The organism is Blautia sp. AM42-2 (assembly GCF_003480245.1).
GTDB classification, from domain to species: Bacteria; Bacillota; Clostridia; order Lachnospirales; family Lachnospiraceae; genus Fusicatenibacter; species Fusicatenibacter saccharivorans.
Genome location: NZ_QUIM01000008.1, coordinates 20,504 through 38,871, shown reverse-complemented (window position 1 = coordinate 38,871; position 18,368 = coordinate 20,504). Strand labels below are relative to the sequence as shown.

Here is an 18,368-nt window from a genome sequence, read left to right as displayed (position 1 = left end):
ACATACATATGAGACAAAAAGAGGTACTGCTGATTATTCCGGCATACAACGAGGAAAAAAATATAGAAAAGGTCATGAAACAGCTGGCGCAGCCGGAGATAGCAGATATTGTTGATGTGCTGGTCATGAACGATGCTTCTTCTGACAATACCAACTGGCTGGCGAAGGAATATGGCTGTGCGGTGGTTACTCATGTTTTTAATCTGGGATATGGCAGTGGGCTGCAGCTTGGATATAAATATGCAATCCGAAGGGGCTATTCTTATGTTATTCAGATGGATGCGGATGGGCAGCACGATGTGTGCAATATCCCGAAAATTTACCAGAGATTAAAGGAAAAAGATGATGATGGAAGAACGCCGGACATTGTGCTTGGATCCCGTTTCATGAAGGGGAGTACAGAGTTTGAAGTTTCCTTTGCAAAAAAAATGGCATTTGTCCTGTTTCGAAAAATGCTGTATTTGGCAACTGGACGGAAAATTGCGGATCCGACAACCGGACTGCAGGGTTTAAGCCGGAAAGCTGTTTTATACTATTCCAAATATAATCATTTCGATGATAAATATCCGGATACTAATATGATTACTCAGATGCTGCTTCTTGATTTTAAAGTTGTGGAGATTCCAGCTGTTATGCATGCTCGGACTTCGGGGAAAAGCATGCATTCTGGTTTGAAGCCAATCTGGTATATGATGCGGATGTTTTACAGTGTCCTGGCTGTGATTTTCCGGTGTAAGGTATTGAAAATGGATGCAGGAGCAGGACGGATTGATGTGGAGAGAGAAGATAAAAAGTATCCTGAGCTGGCAGAAGGGAAGAGAAGCTAAAGGCAGGGCAGAAAAGAAAGAATTTCCAGAACTGCGGGGAAAACAGGATAAAAAAGAGCTTTTCCAGAAAGCGATACTTCAGGAAAGCAGGAAAGCGATACAGAATCCCGGGTGTGGCTGGTATCATTTATATACTTTCAACGCGGCGCAAACCGGGGAACCGCTCTACATCGCCTGTGAAGAGGAAGAACTTGTCCTTCTCAGAATTGATATCGGAGCATTCCGGGACAAGCCGATTTCAGAACCGTCTCTGGAATGGATTCGAAGGATTCTGGCATTTTTTCGGGAGAAAAGAAAAGGAATGATCCTGCGGTTTTCCTATGATCTTGAGGGAAAAGGACTGGAGAAAGAGCCGGGCAGTATCCGTCTGGTGGAAGAACATATGCAGCAGATCGGAGAAGTCATTCGGGAATATGCGGACGATATTTTTGCAGTACAGGGAATTCTGATCGGGAACTGGGGCGAAATGCACGGTTCCCGTTATCTGACCCCGGATGCCTTTCGAACCCTGACCGATACCATGATAAAAGCAGTGGACGGCGCCTGCCCGGTTGCAGTGCGGAAACCGGCGCAGTGGCGGGAACTGACTTTGGGATGGACGGAGCAGGAAAAGAAAAAACTGACTCTGTTTAACGATGGGATATTCGGATCGGAAACGGATCTTGGAACGTATGGCACACTGTCACCGGAAACACCGGGACAGAAAATCTGCAGCCGGGAAGAAGAACTGGAATGGCAGAAAAACGAAATGTGCGGAAAATTTTGCGGCGGAGAGGCCATATGGGGAAGTGGGGCAGAACCGGCTCCTTTCGTCTCGGCCCCAAAAGCAATGGCGGATCTCGAAAGAATGCATATTTCCTATCTGAACAGTACGTATGATTTACGACGGCTGGAACAATGGAAAGCAGAAACGGTCGAGGACGAAAGCGGCCTGGAGGCAATTGGAAAACGTCTCGGCTATCGGTTTGTTGTGGAAGGTGTGGAGTTTGTTTCGGAAAGGGAAGAACTTCAGATTACACTGGAAAACAAAGGATTTGCAGAACTGACCGAAGAGGCAGACTGTTATCTGGAGCTGGAAAGAAACGGAACGCTTCAGAAAAAAATACAGATTGCAACAGATGCGAGACTCTGGAAGAGCGGAGAAAAAACCACTCTTTGCCAGAAAATAAAACTGCCTGCGGAATTAGCAGAACCAGAAGAACAGAAACTGTATCTGGCGCTGTACCGCAGGCGGGATGGAAGAACTATTTCATTTGCCAATCAGGGAGAAAAACAGGGACGCCCCTTTTTGGGAATTTTCAAAATTGACCCGATTGTTTTAATATAATTTGCTGATTTCGAGCGTACCAATCGAAAATCCATGCGTATCATGAGAAAATGTGTTTGCGGGCAAAATTTCCCTTTGCAGAACAGGATCCGTCATCTGGAAATATACCGTATAACTGCCTTTGGTGAGTCTCGCAAGCGGGAGAGAAATAGAGAGCTCTGCAGTAGTCCCCGGTATCCAGAATCTGGAATCCGAAGAGATGGGAAATGAGAAAACCTCACCATCGGAAGAAACCAGGGTGAGCTGTAAATCCAGTTTTCGATAGCAGACAGAAAAACCAACATTTTCCAGCCGTATCTGAAAATCAGACGAATCCAAAGCAGTGTCCTGGATGACATAGCGGTATCCCAGATGACGCTCGATATAATCATAGCCGGACAATCCGTTAAAAACGGAAGCTTTGTCTTTGTAAGCAGCTGCTTTCCATTTATCCAGAACCGCGGGATCGTGTTCCGAATTCAGATAGGAGACATGCATGCGCGATAAATCCTGAATGGCATGTGCGAGATCATTCAATGGGTTATCCAGAGTGACCTCGCCGCCGTTTGGGACGAAATTGCAGAGTTCATTCTGGAAGGAAAGCTCATCCTCACGAACCCAGGCGGAACGGTAAGTGTCTGCGGAGGCAGCGGTATCACCATAAGTGCCGGTATCGTTGGCCGTTCCGAGCATACCATCGTTAAACAGTCCAAGCCGGGAGGAAAGCGAACCATCAAAAGCTGTTTCCTTTGTCGGCCGTTCGGAGGAATCCAGAATTTTCCGCCTCTGTACCGGTGTGCGGACAGACAGAAAAACCGAAGGATCCGTTACCTCTGCCAGATGGTGCATCAGGGTAGTACAGTCCTCATCGGACATGTAGTGAGAATTGTTCATTTCCCCGCAGTTTCCGACAAAAATGCCCTGCATCAGAAAAACACAGTCCGTGTAGCGATTTACAACTTCAGCTGTCTGGTCCATGTGACGCAGAATTTGCTCCAGACTTTGCGGCTCTGTTTCCATTGCTTTTCCATCCCAGTCGTAGAGAAAACGTAAGATCACCTGACTGCCATGTCTCTGCCAGGCAGAGAGAATGGTATCAAGCTGGGAAAGAGCTGAATCGGAGAGATCTTCGTTTGAAAAATTCTGCAGATTCACTTCCAGCATGACAATTCCCTGCCTGTTTTTGGCGTCGGAATCAGAGGCGGCAGGAAGATTCGAGAGCGAATCGCTTCCAAGAACATAGCCATACATGTGATAAAATCCAATGTATGGATTGGATAACTCGTCTGCGGATTCTGTGCATGGTTCCGGCATGTAATTCGCACGATAAAAAGAACGGATACCAAGAAATGCGAACAGTGCAAGGAATACCAGAAGCAGAAGAAAAAACAGAAGATAAGAAAATGATTTTTTTCTATTTGTTTTCATAAAGGAAAGCCTTTCCAAAAGGGATACTGCCATTCACAGGTATCTGGAAACGGCAGCAACGATAGCAGGTATTAGATATATGATACCATTTTAATGTTACAAAATCCATGAAAACAGTGGAAAATAAGAGTGATGTAAAATTACGGAACTGTTTACCCGCGTAGCATGTTATAAAAACGAGAAGAAGGAGGAACTTATGCGCATTAAAAATTTATTCCGAAACAGTTTTTTCAGTATGCTTTCACAGTTTGCGCTTCTGATCCTCGGCTTTTTCAGCCAGCGTGCCATGAACCTGTACATGGGCGCGGAGCTGGTTGGAATGAATGGTGTTATTTCCAATGTCATCAATATCCTTTCCGTGACGGAGCTTGGCATATCCACGGCAATCGTTTACCATTTGTATGGCGCGCTTGCAAGAAAGGATGAGGCAGAGATTGCATCGCTGATGAATCTTTACCGAAAGGCATATCACGTCTTTGCTGTTCTTGTATTTGCGGCGGGAATGGCGGTTCTGCCGTTCATCCACCTTTTTATGAAAAATAACAGTTATTCGTTATCCTATATCCGCGTTCTGTATGCGATGTGGCTGGTTCGAACCGTTCTTTCTTATCTTTTAACGTACCGGAAGTCGTTGCTGATTGCGGATCAGAAAGAATACATTGCAAGCATCACCGGACTGATTTTAAATGTGGTCAGCTATCTGGCGATTATTCTGCTGGTTACATGGGAACAGAATTATCTGCTGGCGCTTGGTATTGGAACCGTAACGGAAGTCGTGCTGAATATCTGGATCAGCTGGTATGTGGAGCAGAAATATCCGTTTTTGCGCCAGCGGAGAAAAGAAAAGAGCACATCGTCTCTGACGAAAAGAATTGTAAGAGATCTGAAAAGCCTGTTTATTTCCAGAATTTCAGAAAAAATGCTGTATTGCACGGACAACCTGATTATTTCCGGTTTTATCGGGGTCGGTACGGTAGGACGATATGCAAATTACTGTATGATTACGCAGGCGATCAGCAATATTCTCACGATCCTTGCGAATACGATCCAGCCGACGGTCGGAGATTATTTTACAGAAAAAAATCGTCAGAGAAATTATGAGATTCTGCGGCAATTGACCTTTGGCTTTTTCTGCATTGCGTCGGTTGTATCGGTTGGCCTGTTTTCTCTGATTACACCATTTGTCCGTGATATCTGGCTTGGTCCTTCCTACGAACTTGGCTGGGGAATTACTGTTTTTTGTATTGTAGTATTGCTGGTTCGAATTATGGGATTGCCGCTCAGCCTTGTGATGGGCGTGACGGGACTGTTTGAAAAAGAGAAAAATGTCGGAGCATCCTCCGCACTTCTTAATCTGATCGTGTCACTGGCACTTGTAAAACCGTATGGGATGGCAGGCGTTCTGCTTGGAACCTTACTGTCTTATCTGCTGCAGATCTTGTATCGGTATATCATTTATTTCCGGGATTTCCTCGAGATGCCGGGAGAGGCGCTGCGGTATGCGCAGGATATCGGAGAGTATCTGGCAGTCATAGCGGGCGAAGTTCTGCTGATGCAGAAAATCGTACCACTGATATACGGAGCAGGCGGTATGCTTCTGTTCTGCGTCTGCTTTCTCCTGTGTATTGCGATTCCGCTGCTGCTGGATCTGGTGATCTTTGGAAGAGGCTGGAGACTTCAGAGCATTGTAACCATGGTGAAGGGAATGCGAAAAGCCTGATGCAATAGAAATTTCTCTGTGCATTTTGAAAAAAATTCGGAGAGGACAATGAAAAAATCAGTGCTTCTGAAAAAACCTGCGGAAAAAAGCCGTTACCGACCAGAAAAACGGGCGGACAGGGCGTAAAAAGAGCCAGATGGAAGAAAGCATCCGATAAATTGGATACGAAACAGAAAACGATTTTCCATTGCGTACGACACCAGTCAGTTTTCCATGAATCTGCTCCGGGGAAAGAGGTCCTTCCACTTCGGTCTGATTGTCCCCGACCAGATAGAAGCCATCCCTGGTAATTCGGCAGATGCGGTGCAGAACAAGGATTCCCTGCACACGGCGATACAGAATTACATCGCCGCGATGAAGTTCGGAAGGAACACAGTGTTCAATGACAGCTTCGTCCCGGCCCGGAAGAAAAAGAGGATACATACTGTAGCCCTGCGGTTTCAGTTTGACGGCAGAACCGTTTTTTAAAAGTTGTTCAATATCGTAAGTGTACATAAAAAACTCCATTTGGCGGATACGCCGAACCGACGAAATGCGTGGCATTTTGACGAGTGGCTCTGAATAGTTACCTGAATTTTATTATAACAGCTTACCCTGAAAATAAAAAGGATGATGAGCAGAAAAAGCATAACTTTACATACAAAACGAAAGACAGCAAATATAAGAAAACAAACACAGGAAGGGAAATCAGATTATGAGAATCAGAAGGCAGGAAGGATATTTACTGCAGAAAATCGGGAACACACATTATCTTCTGCCTTATGGGCAGAAAATAGCAGACCAGCAGCGAGGAATGGAGCTGAATGAGACCGCACGGATTCTCTGGGAAGCGCTGGAAACACCAAAAACAATGGAAGAACTTCAGCAGAAAATGATTCGCTGTTATGAAGTGCCGGAAGAAGAGCAGGAGGAACTGAAAAAAGATATTCAGGCTTTTGTGAAGGAGCTTCTTGCCTTTGGTGCGGTACGACGGGAACTTGGTTCTCCGGATGGAACTTGCGCCGGAGAATTGAAGATCGCAGGAATTTCCATTGCTGTTTATGGAAAAGAGGGCTGCATTCCAAAACAGTTTGCTTCTTTTGAGAAGAAAAGAGGAAAGGAAGAAGCAACAGAGAAAACAGAAGGAGAGGCAGCGAAAAAAACAGGAGAAAAAGAAGTGGAAGAAACGGTGATAAAAACAGAAAATAGGCAGGATGCGGCGGATCTCACGTTAGAATTGATCGAGCATGTACCGGAAAGCCACCAGAATGGAAACATTCTGATCCGGAATAAAGATCTGACAGTCTGCGCGTGGGAAGAAGGCTATGTCCTCTGGTTCCCGGCTCTTAAAAATATCTATGAAATCTGGATGGAAGCGGATGGAAGCTTCGCCTGTATTTATTACCGTCTGCCTATGACAGAAGAAGAGCAGGATTCCCTCTTTCTGGCGATCCGGCCGGTATTTCTGTTCCTGGCACAGAAAAAAGGCATGTTTGTGCTGCATTCCGCATCTCTTCTTTATCTGGAAAAAGCATGGCTGTTTTCCGGTCCGTCGGGAATGGGAAAATCGACTCATACGGCACTTTGGAAAAAACTGTTTGACACGCCGTTTCTGAACGGAGATCTGAACCTCATAGGAAAAGAGGGCGATCAGTTTGTAGTATACGGAATCCCGTGGTGCGGCACATCAGAAATTTTCACAGTCGAAAAGAAAGAGCTGGGAGGGATTGTGCTGCTGGAAAAAGCGCCGGAGGATAAAATCGTTTCCCTGACGAAAGAGCAGAAAACACTCCGTGTGATGCAGCGGATGATCTCGCCGCCCTGGACGGCAGGGCTGATGAAAAAGAATCTTGCTTTTGCGGAAGAAATTGCAAATGAAAAGCCGGTTTACTTCCTGCGCTGTACGAAAAATGATACAGCGGCAGAAGTGATGCATCACAGAATCACGGAGGATGAACTTGCGCAGGAGGCTTTAAAATGAGCAACTTGTGGACAAAAATAAAAAAATGCCTCCAGGCGGAAATGCTTCAGAAGATGTGGAAAGAATTTCTGTGGATTGCACAGTATGCCAGACGATACTGGAAAGCCATGATTTTCTATACCGCACTTGGTGTTTTCGGAACCGGTGTTTCTCTTGCGTCCAGTGTGATATCGAAAGATCTGGTTGATATTATCACCGGGCACCAGACAGGAAAACTTTTGCAGACCTTCGCACTGATGATCGGCTTTTCTTTTGGAAATACCCTGATTTCGCAGGCATCTGCGTATGCATCTACGATGATTAACCTGAAGGTAGACCGCGAAATCCAGAATGATATTTTTGCCAAGATTCTGGTCACGGACTGGGAATCGCTGACAGCGTATCATACCGGAGATCTGGTAACACGGTGGAGTTCTGATGCTTCAAATATTTCCAGTGGTATCCTGAACTGGCTGCCGAATCTTGTGATCTATACTGTGAAATTTATCAGTGCATTGGCGATTGTGGTACATTATGATCCCACCTTTGCCATTTTTGCATTGCTTGGCATCCCGTTCAGTGCGCTTCTGTCCCGCCCGCTGCTGCGCCGGATGACGAACAATAACCAGCGGAGCGCACAGATGAGTGCGAAACTTTACGGATTTAATCAGGAAGCATTTTCCAATATTCAGACAATCAAGGCATTCGATATGATCCGCTTTTATGTCGATCGCCTGAAAAATCTGCAGCAGGAATACATCAAAATGCGCCTGGATTTCCAGAAAATGTCGATTGCAACCTCGCTTCTGATGACGTTAATCAGCTATCTTGTATCTTACAGCTGCTACGGATGGGGAATTTACCGTGTCTGGAGCGGGGCAATTTCTTACGGAACCATGACCATGTTTCTGTCTCTGTCCGGTACACTGACGGGTTCCGTCAATTCGCTGGTCAGCCTTGTGCCATCGGCGATTTCTCTTGGCATCTCAGCCGGCCGTCTGATGGATATTGTGGAGATGCCGCAGGAGGACTACAGTGCGGATCGGGAAGTGGAGCAGTTTGCAGAAAAATACCGGGCAAGCGGCATCGGGCTTGCTATGGAGGACTTGAGCTATACCTACCATACGGGAACAGAAGTGTTTTCGAAAGCATCACTGGAAGCGTGGCCGCATGAAATTATTGCACTCGTCGGCCCGTCCGGCGAGGGAAAGACAACGATGCTGCGGCTGATCTTATCCTTGCTGCGTGCCCAGGGGGGAGAAGCATGGATTGGTGCAGGGGAAGACAGAGAACAACGGATTGCACTGTCGCCGTCCACAAGGAAATTGTTTTCTTATGTGCCACAGGGGAATACGATGTTTTCAGGAACAATTGCAGAAAATATGCGAAATGTGAAACCGGAAGCCACAGATGAAGAGATCGTGGAGGCGTTGAAACTGGCATGTGCATGGGAATTTGTGGAGAAACTGCCGGATGGTATTGAAAGTATGGTGAAAGAACGCGGCGGCGGATTCTCAGAAGGACAGGCACAGCGGCTTTCGATTGCGCGTGCACTGCTTCGAAAATCTCCGATTTTGCTGCTGGATGAAGCAACTTCGGCGCTCGATGTGGCGACGGAACGGAAAGTGCTGAAAAATATTATGACAGATACGTATCCGCGAACCTGCATTGTAACGACACACCGGCCGACGGTGCTTGGAATCTGTACGAGAGTGTATGCGATTCGAGGAAAGAAGTGTGAGGAGCTGGGCGAGAAAGAAATTTTGGAGATGGAGAAGGATTTCTAAAATTGAAGAAAGTTGCAGAATTGAAAGTACCTGCAAAATTTGGAGCCGAATTTGTAAAAACAGGTTACAAGCGAATAAAAAATGGAATGCCAAAAGGCATTCCATTTTTTAGAATACGGGAAGTGATCCATTAATCGGTAATGCTTACTCCAGTAATTGCAAGACCTGCATCGGAAGTAACAACCAAGTCACCGAAACCGATATTATCGGTTGAATTCTGATGATAAGCCAGTTTTACTTTCAGTGTAGTGGTTTCGTTACCGGAAATAAGTCCTGCGCCGCCAGAAACATAAGTAACATTCTGGTTGAAACTGATAGTCAGAACCTGGGCTTCCTTGGTATGATCAGCATTATGCTTTCCATTTACCTGAATACGGTAATCGCCACGTCCGTTTTCTGGAGTCTGGTGAATATATGCAGATGCAGTATAACATCCACTTGCCGCATAAACACCTTCTGCCATACCAGAATCAATTGTAACGATTGGTTTTGTGTAATTTTTAGTCATATATATTCACGTCCTTTTCTTGCAAAATCATCCTTGGTTACAATTCTTATTATAGGAGGAAAATCCCGCAAATGTCAATAGATTTGGGGTAAAAATGTTACTATTTCGATTAAAAAACAAGAACGTTCCGATAACGTAATGCCAAAATAGATGCAGATAAATTTCCGCCTCTGAATATGGAACAAAATTTACTTTTCAAACTGTGATTTCTGCGGAAAAAGTTTGGAAAAGGCATCGTTCAGTTCCCGTTTTACATGTTCATATGGGATTTCAAAATTGCTGTCATTGATGCAGATGCACTTTGCAGTCTGCTTTGTGATTGTCTTTACCAGTTCCGGGTTTTCCGGTTTTAAATTGAAGTATTTACAGAACTTGTGCGTGTTTCTTGGAACGAAATCACCACTCAGTTTCTGATATTCCCGCAGAACATATTGGCTCACATCATCTTTATGACGAAATGGGTGGCTGCAGACACCGTCTAACAATTCTTCTTCCTTTTCCCAGAAGAAACGATAAGTCTCCTTTTTCAAAGGAGACGGGCCATGAACGGTGTAAAAACCGGTAAATCGTGGAAATGCCATTTCCAGAAGATTATATCCAAAGTACATGGGAGGATATCCGATGTGAAAATAGGCACCTGGCTGCTTTTTCATGTTTTCCCGTTTGTCAAAGTACTTGGCAAGCAGCATAGTATTGTTCAGATAGATATATGGCATAATGGTATCTTCTACGTTTGCAACATCGGGCTGCAGGGCAAGCATATCAACGGGTTTTCCGTTTTCAAAAAAATCGGTTGGCTTTATTGGATGCAGCAAAAACATATCATCATTAAAATAAACAAAGTGTTCCGACAGATTTTTTATCCGGTGGAAATTCCACTCAATGGAATGCGAGTTAAAGGTGGGGAGATATTTTTCGGGAATAAAATCTTTGTGTGAAACAATCTGCAATTTTGGACATTCTGTATTGAGCCACGCCGGCAGATGACCGCATGTTACAAAATATACGTTATTTACCCATGGAGCAAAGTTTTCTATCGAACGAAATAGATACTTTAGAATTTCCCAGTCGCGATAGCGTTCAATACGGTCGTCGATATCAACAGAAACTCCTTGCTTTTTTTTGGCGTTCTGTTTTTGGCGAAACCATAAGGGGTCTGATCCGTCCACCCATGTGATGACAAAATCAATGATCTGTTTTTTCATTTGTAACGATCCTTTCGTATATTGTACCAAAAAAAACAGTATACTTTCGATAACGAAACAGTACAAAAAATCAGTTTACATTGTCAAAGTTGTTCAATTTTCTTTGTAGAAGTTGATATATTTTTTTCTTTACTTTAATAGTGAGAACGATTTATTTAGTGTTTAAGGAATTTTTTGATATAATGTATAAATGTTGTTGGTATACAATTCAGTATAATCTTTTTCCAGATATGTTTGTACAATTTGGTTTTGAATCTGCACATTGCGCCCTGTTACTATGTACATAGGCTCTCTGTGCTCGAATAAATTTTGAATATGCTGAAAAATTTCATTTGAAAGCATCGAAAAATGGTCTGCTGTAATACAGTATTTGTCATAAGGTTCAAGTCCAGACAGCAGCCATTGGGAACTTGTCTCATAATTATATACACTGGACCGCTCATTTTCTGGTATTTTATTTAAGATAGCATCTGGTAATAATGGATATATCCATTTCCAAGATTCATGATTAACAACATGACAAAAGCATCCAGACAGATAAAACGTATTTTTTTATGATCTGTTCGCCAAAGCCATATATTGATGCAACTGCTAAGTAGGAATACTGCCAGTAATGTCCAACGTGCAGAATATATCCGAAAAATGTTTTCAGGAAAAATAGGAATGGGTGTGCAAATGTTTGACCCTTTTATAACTTTAGCACAACATATACTGTGGTGTAAAGAGTGGATGAGAAATAGCTTGTTTTATAGAATAATGGAGGAATCAATACGCTGAGACATTTGTAAATGAAAACAAAAAGAAAGCAAAGTTCAGTTGACGTTTCTTTAAAAATCCGCTATATTTTGGGTACAAAGAATAGGAGAAGAGGAAAGAAAAAAGATGTTTTATCCACTGGTAAGTGTGATTATTCCGGTCTATCAGGCGGAAAAATTTCTGACGGAGTGTGTTGAGAGCGTACGAAAACAGGACTATTCAGAGTTGGAGATTGTTTTGGTGAATGACGGTTCAACAGATCGTTCCAATCAAATGTGTGAGGAACTTGCTGCAGCAGATCCAAGAATCCGTGTGATTCATCAGAATAATAAAGGCAGTGGAGCAGCCAGAAATGCAGGGATAAAAGAAGCAACAGGAAAATATCTTCTCTTCCTGGATGCAGACGACAAGCTGGACGATTCATCTGCCATACGTTCCCTTGCCGCACGGGCAGAAAGAGAGCAGGCAGATATTGTGATCGGAACATATCGCAGATGGAGGGCGAATGGCGAAAAAGTGAAATGCTGCAGTAATCTGGAAAAAGAAAACCCGGACAGCGCAGAGTTCCGGTTTCATGGATTTTTTCAAAAAGGAACGCTTTCTTACGACTGGGGAAAACTCTACCGCAAATCTTTTCTGGAGTCTCACGATTTGTGGATTCCCCCATACAGTTACGCCGAAGACAAGGCACATAATTTTAGATGCTGTGCATGCCATCCGAAATATGCTTTTGTCCCACAGAGCATCGTTCTTTACCGTGAAAATCTCCAGTCCCTGACATATCAACCGAAAAAGAATCTGATGAGAAACTGGATTTTGATTGCATCTGATTTTGAACAGTTTCTGAAAGAAAAGCATCTTTCCAGAGAATATGGAGATCTGATTTTCTTTCATCTGCTCATTGGTGCAATGTATCTTGCCAAAGAAGAAATGACATATCAAGGGAAAAAAATTCGTGTCGCGGCGAAGATATTAAAGCAATACAGCAGAAACCCGTTTGTAGAACAAAAACTGACACTAAAAGAGTGCATTCGTTATACAAGGCAGATTAAATCGCTGTTTTGGAAATTATTAGCATTTACCTTGGTACTTTTTATACAGATGCATATGTATTTTGTTGTGGCAGCTGTTTTTGTATGGATGTCAAGCCTTGGAATTGATAGTTTATAAATAAAAAATCAGTCTTTATATTTCCTTTCTTTATTTCCTTCTTGAAAGAGCTGTTTTCCAGTTTTTCATTTTTATAGCCATTCCTTTCACTTCACACAGGTGCAAAACGTTATGAAAATGTAATCTGCTTTTTCGAACGCTTTAAACATTACAAATTTCTTCGTTTCTATAACTGCATCACAACAGATAGGAGTGTGTAAAGAATGGTTGTAGCCGTTTTAAAATGAAAAGATGTGATGGAAGAATAAGAAGATCGGGTTTTCTGCGCTGTCTCTGTGCGACCAGTTCTTAAAATCCTGTCTTTTTTCTGAATATTCCACCTCTCCGCTTGCTATTTTCATTCTCATATAGTATCATGAATCCAACAGCCAAGAAATCGGAAAGGAGAGAGGAGCATGGAATATGCAGTGTACTGGCTGATTGCGCTTGTGGTTTTGCTGGTGATTGAGGCGGCAACGTTAGGTCTGGCAACCATCTGGTTTGCGGGCGGCGCCCTGATTGCTCTGATCGCAGCTATGTGCGGAGCCGGATTTGTAATTCAGATGGTCTGCTTTCTTGTTGTATCGCTGATACTTCTGATTTTTACACGTCCTGTAGCCGTCCGTTTCCTGAATAAGGATACCTTAAAAACAAATGTAGACCGCGTGATTGGAATGGAAGGGATCGTCGCAGAAGAGATTTCCAACCTGGCAGGCACCGGAAAGGTATCGCTGGGCGGAAACACCTGGACTGCGAGAACGGAAAGCGAAGGAGGCATTATCCCGAAAGAGACCGTGGTGGAAGTGCTCCGTGTGGAAGGCGTCAAGCTGATTGTAAAGGTCAAAGAAAAAGAAGGAGGAAATGAAACATGAGTGGTGGAGGAATTGCAGGAATTTTAATGATTTTTCTTCTTGTGATTGTACTGTTTATTGCAGCATCGTGTGTGAAGATCGTGCCGCAGGCCAGTGCTTACGTTGTTGAGAGTCTTGGAAAATACAAAGGCACCTGGGCAACCGGTCTTCATTTTAAGGTTCCGTTTATCGAGCGCGTGGCAATCCGCGTGAACTTAAAAGAGCAGGTGGTGGATTTCCCGCCGCAGCCGGTCATTACAAAAGATAACGTTACGATGCAGATTGATACGGTCGTATTTTTCCAGATTACCGATCCGAAGCTGTTCGCATACGGTGTTGTAAATCCGCTGATGGCCATTGAAAACCTGACCGCAACGACACTTCGAAACATCATCGGAGATCTGGAGCTGGACGAAACACTGACATCCCGTGAGATTATCAACACGAAGATGCAGGCAGCTCTCGATATCGCAACCGACCCGTGGGGCATTAAAGTCAACCGTGTTGAGCTGAAAAACATCATGCCTCCGGCAGCCATTCAGGAAGCCATGGAGAAACAGATGAAAGCAGAGCGTGAACGCCGTGAAGCAATCCTGATTGCAGAAGGTGAGAAAAAATCGACCATCCTGGTTGCCGAAGGTAAAAAACAGTCTGCGATCCTGGATGCAGAGGCAGAGAAGCAGGCAGCGATTCTTCGTGCTGAGGCAGAAAAAGAGAAACGAATCCGCGAGGCAGAAGGCCAGGCGGAGGCGATCCTCAAAGTACAGCAGGCAAATGCCGATGGTATCCGTGCCATCAAAGAGGCAGGTGCTGACGATGCGGTTCTTACCTTAAAGAGTCTCGAGGCACTTGGTGTTCTGGCGAATGGAAAAGCAACGAAGATTGTTGTTCCGTCCGATCTGCAGGGACTGGCAAGTCTGGCTACCACATTCAAGGGAATCGTGGAAGAGCAGAAAGGCCCGGCAGGGAAAGAAGGACAGAAATAAAAAAGCAGGATTCTCCCGTGAAACGCATCATGCCGGACACGGGAGAATTTTTTATTGCTCTGCATCCGGAGGGAGCTGCCACTGGCAGATTCTGTAGTTGCCGGTAAGAATAACAGAATAAAAATGTATAAAAATACATATATTATGAATAATACAAGTAAAATACGTAAAAATATACATTTCACCCCTTGACAGATGCGCCGGCCTGTTTCATAATAGAAACCATCTTAAGCGATAAAAATACATTACATACCGATATATTTAAGGAGGAACACACCATGGATTTAAAAGGACGCGATTTTCTGACATTAAAGGATTTCACCCCGGAAGAGATTTCCTATCTGCTGGATCTGTCCGCAGAGCTGAAGGATAAGAAAAAGAAAGGCATTCCGGTGGACACCCTGCGCGGTAAAAACGTTGCGCTGATCTTCGAGAAAACCAGCACCAGAACCCGCTGTTCCTTCGAAGTAGCCGCACATGATCTCGGCATGGGAACCACCTATCTTGACCCGACCGGTTCCCAGATCGGTAAAAAAGAGAGCATCAAAGATACGGCCCGCGTTCTTGCAGGAATGTATGAGGGAATTGAGTACCGTGGATTCGGCCAGGAGATCGTAGAGGAGCTGGCAAAATATTCCAAAGTCCCGGTATGGAACGGACTGACCAACGAGTACCACCCGACCCAGATGCTCGCCGATATGCTGACAATCCAGGAAGAGTTCGGCCACTTAAAAGGCATCAAACTCGTTTACATGGGCGACGCCCGCTACAACATGGGAAATTCCCTGATGATTGCATCTGCAAAAATGGGTATGGATTTTGTAGCCTGCGCACCGAAGAAATACTTCCCGAACGCGGAACTCGTTGCACAGTGTGAAGAGTATGCAAAGGAGAGCGGCGCAACCATCACCCTCACCGAGGATGTAAAAGAGGGAACGAAAGACGCCGATGTTATCTATACGGATGTCTGGGTATCCATGGGTGAGCCGGACAGCGTATGGGAGGAGAGAATCCACGATCTGACTCCGTACCGCGTGACAAAAGAAGCAATGGCAAATGCCAAGGATACCGCGGTATTCCTGCACTGCCTGCCGTCGTTCCACGATCTGAAAACAAAGATTGGAAAAGAGATCCACGACCGTTACGGACTGGATGAGATGGAAGTTACCGATGAGGTATTTGAGTCCGCACAGTCGAGAGTCTTCGAGGAAGCAGAGAACCGCATGCACACGATCAAAGCTGTGATGGCAGCAACGCTTGGTGCATAAACTTTCTGGTGGAAAAACCGGAACAGACTGTGTATAATAGAAGAATGGCAAGACACGTACAGCAGCGCTGCGGAGCACGTCTTTCGCAGCGCTGCTGTTGGTTTATGTGAGGAGTGTGAAGATATCATATGCTGGAAAATAAAAGAGCTGAGACACTGCGCCTTCTGCGAGAATCAGGAGAAAATGTTTCGGGTCAGGATTTGTGTGAACATTTTGGAATTTCCCGTACTGCAGTGTGGAAGATCATGAATCAGTTAAAAGAGGAAGGATACGAGATCGAGGCGGTACAGAATAAAGGTTACCGTCTGCTGAACGAGCCGGATCTGATGACGAAGGACGAGCTGGAAAGCCGCACGCATACGAAATATGTTGGACAGACGGTCTATTACAGCCATGAAGTAGATTCGACAAATACGTGGGCGAAGCGCCTGGCGGAAGAAGGAGCGCCGAACGGTACACTGACAACGGCCGAGACGCAGACCGCTGGAAAAGGCCGCCGCGGAAGAGTCTGGAAATCGCCGGAGGGAACTTCCGTTTCGATGTCCCTCCTGCTGTACCCGGATCTCGAGCCGGCCAAAGCGCCGATGCTGACGATTGTGATGGGACTTGCTGTTGTGCAGGGGGTACAGAGAGCGCTCGGCGTCGACACGAGAATTAAGTGGCCGAACGATGCGGTGCTGAACGGGAAAAAGCTCTGCGGAATCTTAACCGAGATGAGTGCACAGATCGATTACATCAATTATGTCGTCATTGGAACGGGAATCAATGTGAACCAGACGGAGTTTCCGGAAGAAATTGCTGAGATCGCGACGTCACTGGCGATCGAAATGGGGCATCCGGTCAATCGGGCGAAAATAGTCGCAGCGGTGCTGGAGGCGTTCGAGGAGAATTACGAAAAATTCCTGGAGGCGGGAGATCTCTCGGCGCTGCAGGAAGCCTATGAGGCTGTACTTGCAAATAAGGATCAGCCGGTGCGTGTGCTGGATCCGAAAGAGCCGTTCGAGGGTGTGGCGCTCGGCATCACGTCGACGGGTGAGCTGCGTGTGAGAAAAGAGGATGGAACGATCGCGGAAGTGCATTCCGGCGAGGTTTCAGTGCGCGGCCTGTACAGTTATGTATAAAAAACTTGGATCAGGAAAGGAAAATATATGTATTCAGATGATGAAAAAGTAGTGCTCTGCGGAGCGAGTGCGTATGAGCAGAAATATTATTTTAACCAGGATTTTGCATCCCTGCCGCAGTCCGTGCAGGATGAGCTTCATATCATGTGCGTTATGTTCACCGTGGAAATCGGCGGCATTTTCACCATGTGGTTTGACAGTGACGGCAGTCTGCAGTTCGAAACAGAGGCTGTAGATGCGGATGCGATGTACGATGAGATCGGCGGTGCGCTGCGGATCAAGCAGTATCAGGAGGAGAAAAAGGATCTGCTGGAATCTCTGGAGCTGTATTACCGCGTTTTCTTCCTCGGCGAGGAAGTGCCGGAGGAAGCGTTCGCAGAAGAAGACGGAGAGAAGCCGGATGGAAAGTAAGAAACGTACGCTCCAGACGATGTCTCCGCTGAAAATCGGAAATGTGGAAATGCAAAATCCGCTCGTGCTCGCACCGATGGCAGGTGTGACGGATCTGCCGTTCCGCGTTCTCTGCAAGGAGCAGGGAGCAGGCCTGATCTGTATGGAGATGGTCAGCGCGAAGGCGATTCTGTATAAGAACAAAAATACCGAGGATCTGATGACGATTCATCCGGGTGAACATCCTGTATCGCTCCAGCTTTTTGGCAGTGATCCGGAAATTCTGGCGCAGATTGCCGCACAGATCGAGGAGCGGCCGTTTGACATTCTGGATTTTAACATGGGCTGCCCGGTGCCGAAGGTCGTCAACAACGGCGAGGGCTCCGCGCTGATGAAGGATCCTGCGCTGGTGCGGAAGATTGTGACCGGTATGGTAAAGGCAGTGAAAAAGCCGGTGACAGTTAAAATTCGAAAGGGATTTAACGAAGAGTCGGCGAATGCTGTGGAGATTGCAAAGATTCTCGAGGACTGCGGTGTGGCTGCGATTGCGGTGCATGGAAGAACGCGGGCACAGTTCTATTCCGGAAAAGCAGACTGGGATATCATCCGTCAGGTAAAAGAAGCGGTTTCGATTCCGGTCATCGGAAATGGCGATGTGGTTGATGCGGCGAGCGCCGAAGCGCTGGTTGAACAGACGGGCTGCGATGGCATTATGATTGGCCGCGGCGCGGAAGGAAATCCGTGGATTTTTAAACAGATTCTTCATTACAGGGAAACCGGAGAAACACTTGCAAAGCCGACGCAGCATGAGGTAAAAGAGATGATGCTTCGCCATGCGCGCATGCAGGTGGAATACAAAGGCGGCGCGATCGGCATCCGCGAGATGCGGAAGCACGTTGCGTGGTACACGGCGGGATTCCCGCACTCGGCGAAACTGCGCGCAGCGATCAACCAGGTGGAGAGCCTGCAGGAGCTGGAACAGATGCTGAATGAGTGGGAACGCGGCTGACAAGTAAGTAAAATAAGTCAAAAAAGTACCTATGATATGCCAATATTGATATATCACGGGTACTTTTTCTATGCTATACTGACATTTAGAGGTATTGGGAATAAAAAAACAAAAGAGG

At 45.6% G+C, this 18,368-nt stretch carries 17 protein-coding genes; 13 read left to right on the top strand and 4 right to left on the bottom strand.

Annotated elements, in window-relative coordinates; genetic code table 11:
* The first annotated feature begins 8 nt into the window (after positions 1–8).
* On the top strand, positions 9–827 hold the full coding sequence (locus DW915_RS10215; RefSeq protein ID WP_022461099.1) for a glycosyltransferase family 2 protein: 819 nt from the start codon (positions 9–11) through the stop codon (positions 825–827).
* Entirely contained in the window at positions 772–2,154 is a 1,383-nt protein-coding gene (locus DW915_RS10210; protein ID WP_055220888.1) for a DUF4832 domain-containing protein, read from the top strand. Before DW915_RS10215 ends, DW915_RS10210 begins: the two co-directional genes overlap by 56 nt.
* Here the strand turns inward: DW915_RS10210 and DW915_RS10205 are convergent.
* A complete protein-coding gene (locus DW915_RS10205; RefSeq protein WP_158565045.1) occupies positions 2,146–3,561 on the bottom strand; it encodes a DUF4832 domain-containing protein in 1,416 nt (471 codons plus the stop codon). The two genes, DW915_RS10210 and DW915_RS10205, sit on opposite strands and share 9 nt — an antisense overlap.
* Before the next feature lie 196 nt (positions 3,562–3,757).
* Here DW915_RS10205 and DW915_RS10200 point away from each other — a divergent pair, with 196 nt between their 5' ends.
* Positions 3,758–5,281, top strand: a complete 1,524-nt coding sequence (locus DW915_RS10200) for a lipopolysaccharide biosynthesis protein (RefSeq protein ID WP_055220885.1) — start codon at positions 3,758–3,760, stop codon at positions 5,279–5,281.
* 57 nt (positions 5,282–5,338) lie between these two features.
* Here DW915_RS10200 and DW915_RS10195 read toward each other — a convergent pair whose 3' ends face one another.
* Positions 5,339–5,776, bottom strand: a complete 438-nt coding sequence (locus DW915_RS10195) for a S24/S26 family peptidase (protein WP_117813382.1) — start codon at positions 5,774–5,776, stop codon at positions 5,339–5,341.
* 199 nt (positions 5,777–5,975) lie between these two features.
* Between DW915_RS10195 and DW915_RS10190 the strand changes: the two genes are divergently transcribed.
* Genes DW915_RS10190 through DW915_RS16255 form a run of 3 tightly spaced genes read left to right on the top strand, consistent with a single transcriptional unit; the run spans position 5,976 to position 9,141 of the window.
* Positions 5,976–7,241 carry a PqqD family protein gene (locus DW915_RS10190; RefSeq protein WP_055220881.1) on the top strand — a complete coding sequence of 422 codons (1,266 nt, stop codon included), beginning with the start codon at positions 5,976–5,978 and terminating at the stop codon, positions 7,239–7,241.
* Positions 7,238–9,007, top strand: coding sequence for a peptidase domain-containing ABC transporter (locus DW915_RS10185; protein ID WP_055220880.1), 1,770 nt, complete (start codon positions 7,238–7,240; stop codon positions 9,005–9,007). Before DW915_RS10190 ends, DW915_RS10185 begins: the two co-directional genes overlap by 4 nt.
* 2 nt (positions 9,008–9,009) lie before the next feature.
* A complete protein-coding gene (locus DW915_RS16255) occupies positions 9,010–9,141 on the top strand; it encodes a hypothetical protein (RefSeq protein WP_256372496.1) in 132 nt (43 codons plus the stop codon).
* Here DW915_RS16255 and DW915_RS10180 read toward each other — a convergent pair.
* Positions 9,138–9,515, bottom strand: a complete 378-nt coding sequence (locus DW915_RS10180) for a hypothetical protein (protein WP_243033817.1) — start codon at positions 9,513–9,515, stop codon at positions 9,138–9,140. The genes DW915_RS16255 and DW915_RS10180 overlap by 4 nt on opposite strands.
* Before the next feature lie 188 nt (positions 9,516–9,703).
* Entirely contained in the window at positions 9,704–10,720 is a 1,017-nt protein-coding gene (locus tag DW915_RS16250; protein WP_117813376.1) for a Stealth CR1 domain-containing protein, read from the bottom strand.
* Positions 10,721–11,602: 882 nt separating this feature from the next.
* On the opposite strand from DW915_RS16250, the gene DW915_RS10165 reads away from it, so the two are divergent.
* From DW915_RS10165 to dusB, 7 genes are all read left to right on the top strand, one after another.
* Positions 11,603–12,646, top strand: a complete 1,044-nt coding sequence (locus DW915_RS10165; RefSeq protein ID WP_055220873.1) for a glycosyltransferase family 2 protein — start codon at positions 11,603–11,605, stop codon at positions 12,644–12,646.
* A gap of 395 nt (positions 12,647–13,041) precedes the next feature.
* Positions 13,042–13,497: an NfeD family protein gene (locus DW915_RS10160; protein WP_055220871.1), complete on the top strand. Its 456-nt coding sequence runs from the start codon at positions 13,042–13,044 to the stop codon at positions 13,495–13,497.
* Positions 13,494–14,462 (top strand): SPFH domain-containing protein, encoded by a 969-nt coding sequence (locus DW915_RS10155; RefSeq protein ID WP_022461086.1) that lies wholly within the window; start codon positions 13,494–13,496, stop codon positions 14,460–14,462. The genes DW915_RS10160 and DW915_RS10155 overlap by 4 nt, the downstream gene beginning before the upstream one ends.
* A 278-nt stretch (positions 14,463–14,740) precedes the next feature.
* Complete coding sequence (gene argF / locus DW915_RS10150) at positions 14,741–15,730, top strand: ornithine carbamoyltransferase (protein ID WP_055220869.1); 990 nt, start codon at positions 14,741–14,743, stop codon at positions 15,728–15,730.
* A gap of 128 nt (positions 15,731–15,858) precedes the next feature.
* Complete coding sequence (locus DW915_RS10145; protein ID WP_055220867.1) at positions 15,859–16,851, top strand: biotin--[acetyl-CoA-carboxylase] ligase; 993 nt, start codon at positions 15,859–15,861, stop codon at positions 16,849–16,851.
* 27 nt (positions 16,852–16,878) lie between these two features.
* On the top strand, positions 16,879–17,262 hold the full coding sequence (locus tag DW915_RS10140; RefSeq protein ID WP_022461083.1) for a DUF6145 family protein: 384 nt from the start codon (positions 16,879–16,881) through the stop codon (positions 17,260–17,262).
* Positions 17,252–18,250 carry a tRNA dihydrouridine synthase DusB gene (gene dusB, locus DW915_RS10135; RefSeq protein ID WP_226906337.1) on the top strand — a complete coding sequence of 333 codons (999 nt, stop codon included), beginning with the start codon at positions 17,252–17,254 and terminating at the stop codon, positions 18,248–18,250. Before DW915_RS10140 ends, dusB begins: the two co-directional genes overlap by 11 nt.
* Positions 18,251–18,368: the final 118 nt, after the last annotated feature.